The organism is Nakamurella sp. (genome assembly GCF_048594475.1).
GTDB lineage: Bacteria > Actinomycetota > Actinomycetes > Mycobacteriales > Nakamurellaceae > Nakamurella.
Genome location: NZ_JBMDXT010000044.1, coordinates 1 through 5,167, shown reverse-complemented (window position 1 = coordinate 5,167; position 5,167 = coordinate 1). Strand labels below are relative to the sequence as shown.

Genomic DNA, 5,167 nt, shown 5'->3' with positions numbered 1-5,167 from the left:
GGCCGGACTGCTCGCCGCGGCCGCCCTGGCCGGCGCCTCGCAGACCGCCTTGCTGTATCTGGACGGCGCCCCGCCGGACGACGTGGCCGGCCTGCTGCTCGCGCCGGCCGCGCTGCCGTTGCTCGTGGCCGCGGTCCCTCTGGCCGTCGCCGCCGGATCGACCCTGGTACCGGCCGCCGCGGGCGCGGGGCGGGCGGCCCTGCTGGTCGTCTGGGCCGGTGCGGGTTACGCGCTCGGGCGGGCCCTGTGGGCGACCTCCCTGGTCTCGGCCACCTCGGGCGGGACGGGCGGGTCGACCATCAGCCACACCTGGACCGTGGGGCCCGGTGGGTACCTGATGGTCGCCGGCACGGTGGCCGCTGTCGTCGCGGCGGTGCTGGCCGCGATCGCCGCGCGGCAGGCGGCCGAGGCCTCCGTCGACGTGGTCGACGACCAGAGCCTGGCCGACTCGCGGGGTGCCCGCCGCTGGAACGCGGTCATCCTGACCGGGCTGGTGCCGGTCGCGCTGGCCCTGCCGGTGTACCAGGGGCTCGGGGTGTCCTCGGCACCCACGCTGGTCAGCGGGCTCGACCTGGACACCTGGGCGTTCTGGTCGGTGGCGGCCGGTGCGGTGCTGGGGGTGTGGATCGGGGCGCTCACGCGGTTCCCGCCGGTCGCGGGCGGCGCCCTCGTGGGCGCCGCCGCGGTGCTGGCGCAGCCGTTGGTCGTTCCCGCGGCCGCCCGCGAGCTGCCCGGCTTCGCCCTGGCCACCGGTTTCTGGGTGCTGCTCGGCACCGTCGTCATCACGCTGTGCGTCGCCGTGGTGGCCGTCCGGGCCGCCGCCGGCGTCGCGCTGCGCCCGGCCTGGCCGGTCGCCGATGCCGCGGGCTCGGGTGTGCGCGACGATCAGGGCCCCGGGTCCGCCGGGGCGCGCGTCGAGTCGAAGGGCGGCTGACCATGCAGGGGTCGAACCAGATCCGGGTCGTCGTGGCCAAACCGGGCCTGGACGGTCACGACCGCGGGATCAAGATCGTCGCCCGGGCACTGCGCGACGCCGGGATGGAGGTCGTCTACACCGGCCTGCACCAGACCCCGGACCAGATCGTCGCCGCCGCCCTGGCCGAGGACGCCGACGCGGTGGGGTTGTCCGTGCTCTCCGGCGCGCACATGACCCAGTTCCGCCGGGTCGTCGAGCTGCTCCGGGAGGCCGACGCGGACGACATCATCGTCTTCGGCGGCGGCATCATCCCGGCCGAGGACCAGGACGAGCTGGCCGCCCTCGGCGTCACCGGCATCTTCACCCCCGGAGCCCCGACCGCGGACATCGTCGCCTGGCTGCGCGAGGCGGTGGCCCAGCGGCGGTCCCGGCTGGGCTGAACGATCCTGCCGCGGCCACCCGGCCGGGTCAGTCCGGGGCGACCTCGTCCGCCGGGCCCGTCGCGTCCCCGGCGCCGTCCGTGCGGTCGGCGGGCAGCCGGCGCAGGAGCATGTCGATGGCGGTGGGCACCAGGGACAGCGTCGGCAGCTCCCCGACGGCGTCCAGGGGAACCCACCGGGCCTCGTCCGAGCTGCCGTCCGCCTCGTGGGTCAGAGAGCCGCCGACGATCCGGGCCAGGTAGACCACACGGAGCGCGTGCAGGGGCCCGTCGCCGGGCACGATCCGGTCCGCCGGCTCCAGGAAGAGCGAGTCCACCCCGAGCAGCGTGCGCAACTCCGCGTCGTACCCGGTCTCCTCGCGCACCTCGCGGACGGCGGCCTGTTCGGTGGTCTCGTACTCCTCAAGCCCGCCGCCCGGCAGCGTCCACCCGCTGCGGCCGTGCTCGTTCCAGTGCGTCAGGAGCAGGCGGCCGTCCCGGACGATGACGGCATAGGCGCCGACGCGGACATCCACCGGCCCACCCTACGGCGGCCCGGTCCCGCCGGATCGAGAACCCGATCTTCCGTCCGATCGGCCGCCGAACGTGGGTGAGGTCTCACCCGTCGTGGGCCACGAGTGATCACCCGCTCGCTAGGGTGGCTCCGACGGTCTCCGGCGCCCGGGCCTTCCGCTCCGCGCCGGTCCACCACAAGACCAAACCGTCCCGGCGAGGGAGACGACGTGGATCTGTACGAGTACCAGGCGAAGGAACTCTTCGTCGCACACGGTGTGCCGGCTCCGGCCGGCAAGGTGGCCCGCACCGTGGAGGAGGCGGTGGCCGCGGCGCAGGAGCTGGGCACCCCGGTGATGGTGAAGTCCCAGGTGAAGATCGGCGGTCGGGGCAAGGCCGGTGGCGTCAAGTTCGCTGCGACCCTGGACGACGTGCGCACGCACGCCGGGAACATCCTGGGCCTGGACATCAAGGGCCACGTGACCCGCCAGGTTCTGATCACCCCGGCCAGCGAGATCGCCGAGGAGTACTACCTCTCCTACCTGCTCGACCGGTCGAACCGGACCTTCCTGGCCATGGCCACCAAGGAAGGCGGCATGGAGATCGAGCAGCTGGCCGAGGAGCGCCCGGATGCCCTGGCCCGCATCCCGGTCAACGCGCTGACCGGCGTCGACGCCGCGAAGGCCAAGGAGATCGCCGCCGCCGGCAAGTTCCCGGCCGAGGTGATCGACCAGGTCGAGGCGGTGCTGGTCGGGCTGTGGGACACCTTCGTGGGCGAGGACGCCACGCTGGTCGAGGTCAACCCGCTGGTCAAGGACGGTGAGGGCACGGTCGTCGCGCTCGACGGCAAGGTTTCGCTGGACGCCAACGCCGACTTCCGGCACCCGGAGCACGCGGCCCTGGCCGACTCCGCCGCGGAGAACCCGCTCGAGGTCGCGGCCAAGGAGAAGGGCCTGAACTACGTCAAGCTCGACGGGCAGGTCGGGGTCATCGGCAACGGTGCCGGCCTGGTCATGTCGACGCTGGACGTGGTCGCCTACGCCGGTGAGGCGCACGGCGGGGTCAAGCCGGCCAACTTCCTGGACATCGGCGGCGGCGCCAGCGCCGAGGTGATGGCCAACGGGCTGGAGATCATCCTGTCCGACCCGGACGTCCGGGCGGTGTTCGTCAACGTCTTCGGCGGCATCACCGCGTGCGACGCGGTCGCCAACGGCATCGTCGGTGCGCTGAACATGCTCGGGGACGAGGCGACCAAGCCGCTGGTCGTCCGGCTCGACGGCAACAACGTGCTGGAGGGTCGGGCGATCCTCAACGAGGCCGCGCACCCGCTGGTCATCCAGGCCGAGACGATGGACGAGGGCGCCGACAAGGCCGCCGAGCTGGCTTTTGCCGCCCTGAACAGCACGAGCACGGGAGTCTGAGAACCGATGGCGATCTTCCTGACCGAGAAGTCCCGGGTCATCGTGCAGGGCATGACCGGCTCCGAGGGCACCAAGCACACCCGCCGGATGCTGGCCTCCGGCACGACCGTCGTGGGCGGTGTCAACGCCCGTAAGGCCGGCACCACCGTCGATTTCGACGGCAGCGCGCAGCCGGTCTTCGGATCGGTGGCCGAGGCTATCGAAAAGACGGGAGCCAATACCTCCGTCTTGTTCGTGCCGCCGGCGTTCACCAAGGACGCGATCATCGAGGCGATCGACGCCAAGATCGGGCTGGCCGTGGTCATCACCGAGGGTGTCCCGGTGCACGACACCGCCTACGCCTGGGCGTATGCGGTCAAGGCGAACGAGGGCCGCGTCGAAAAGACGCGCATCATCGGCCCGAACTGCCCGGGCATCATCAGCCCCGGTAAGTCCAATGCGGGCATCATCCCGGCCGACATCACCGGACCGGGCAAGGTCGGCCTGGTGTCCAAGTCGGGCACCCTGACCTACCAGATGATGTACGAGCTGCGCGATCTCGGGTTCTCCACGGCGATCGGCATCGGCGGAGACCCGATCATCGGGACCACCCACATCGACGCCCTGGCCGCGTTCGAGCAGGACCCGGAGACCGAGGCGATCGTGATGATCGGCGAGATCGGCGGCGATGCGGAAGAGAGGGCCGCCGCGTTCATCGCCGACAACGTGACCAAGCCGGTCGTCGGCTACGTGGCCGGGTTCACCGCGCCCGAGGGTAAGACCATGGGGCACGCCGGGGCGATCGTGTCCGGCTCGGCCGGAACCGCGCAGGCCAAGAAGGAGGCCCTGGAGGCCGTCGGGGTGAAGGTCGGCAAGACGCCGTCCGAGACCGCCCGCCTCCTGCGCGAGGTCGCGGGCTGACCCGACCACCATCCGCCTTGTGCCGACGGCCGGACCGCACCGCGGTCCGGCCGTTGCGCCGTTCGGGGTCATTTCGTCGGTAGGTTCGGACCCGAGCGACGACGACTGCAGGACGCGCGACCCGGGCGTGATCCGGACGCGGACGTGGACGGCCCCCGGGCCGGGTGAGCGAGGACTTGCGATGAGCCGACCGGACGAGTATCGCGGCGCACCGCCCGGCGGGTACTGGGGACCGTCCGCCGCCCCACCGGGCGCCTCGCCGACCGGCTGGTCGCCCGGAGCCGCCGGCCCGTCCGCCGGGGGTGGGCCCGGCTCGGGCCGGTCCGCCGGGGGTGGGCCCGGTTCCGGCTGGTCCGCCGGGGTGACCGGTCCGGGTGGCCACCCGGCCCCCGGTCCGGTCGGGCCCGCGGATCCGGGGCGGCCCGCTCCCGGCTCTCCCGCACCGGGCCCCGGCGGTCCGGCCGTCACCCCGACCGCGCGCGGGTCCTTGGACCCGGCCAAGCTTTTCGGCCTGGTCATCGCCGGGCTCGGCGGGTTGAACTTCGCGTTCGGGTTCCTGCCCCAGGTCACGTCGAGTCGCATCGACGAGAGCCTGAGCGTGTACGCGGTCGGCCCCGGGTACGTGCCGATCCTGCTGCTCATCGCCGGACTGCTGGCCCTGGCCGCGTTCCTGCCCGGCAGCGAGCGGTCCCGCCTGGCCGTCGCCGCGGTGTCGGTGGGCGGCGCGGTCGGCGCCCTGATCTCGCTGGGTACGACCAGCTCGCTCGAGCTGCTGGCCGCCGGGCAGGTGAGCAAGGGACTCGGCGCCGTCCTGCTGACCATTTTCGGCATCGTCCAGGCGGTCGTCGCGATCGCCGCCTACGTGGTCGGGGCGGACGTGCGGATGGCGCCCCGGAGCGGGGCTGCCGCCGCCGGGCCGGTTCCGGCCCCCGGCCCGGTGCCCGGGGTCGCGCCGGCTCCGGCGGCCGGCCCGGGGCCCGCCGGGGTGGCCGGTTGGAT

5 protein-coding genes and 1 pseudogene are annotated in these 5,167 nt (G+C 73.4%); 5 read left to right on the top strand and 1 reads right to left on the bottom strand.

Translation table 11 applies throughout. From position 1 onward, the window contains the following. Positions 1–934: pseudogene (locus tag ACOJUF_RS02390) on the top strand (hypothetical protein); the annotation flags it as partial. A gap of 2 nt (positions 935–936) precedes the next feature. Further along, on the top strand, positions 937–1,356 hold the full coding sequence (locus ACOJUF_RS02385; RefSeq protein WP_420120266.1) for a cobalamin B12-binding domain-containing protein: 420 nt from the start codon (positions 937–939) through the stop codon (positions 1,354–1,356). A 28-nt stretch (positions 1,357–1,384) separates the two neighbouring features. Here ACOJUF_RS02385 and ACOJUF_RS02380 read toward each other — a convergent pair whose 3' ends face one another. Continuing rightward, the gene (locus ACOJUF_RS02380; protein WP_420120265.1) at positions 1,385–1,870 is read right to left on the bottom strand and encodes an NUDIX hydrolase; all 486 of its coding nucleotides are present in this window, start codon (positions 1,868–1,870) and stop codon (positions 1,385–1,387) included. 207 nt (positions 1,871–2,077) lie between these two features. Here ACOJUF_RS02380 and sucC point away from each other — a divergent pair, with 207 nt between their 5' ends. From sucC to ACOJUF_RS02365, 3 genes are all read left to right on the top strand, one after another. Further along, positions 2,078–3,268, top strand: coding sequence for an ADP-forming succinate--CoA ligase subunit beta (gene sucC, locus ACOJUF_RS02375; RefSeq protein WP_420120264.1), 1,191 nt, complete (start codon positions 2,078–2,080; stop codon positions 3,266–3,268). Positions 3,269–3,274: 6 nt separating this feature from the next. Next, positions 3,275–4,168 carry a succinate--CoA ligase subunit alpha gene (sucD, locus tag ACOJUF_RS02370; RefSeq protein WP_420120263.1) on the top strand — a complete coding sequence of 298 codons (894 nt, stop codon included), beginning with the start codon at positions 3,275–3,277 and terminating at the stop codon, positions 4,166–4,168. Between the two features lie 487 nt (positions 4,169–4,655). Beyond that, positions 4,656–5,167: DUF5336 domain-containing protein (locus ACOJUF_RS02365; protein WP_420120262.1), on the top strand; the 512-nt coding region annotated here is incomplete at its 3' end.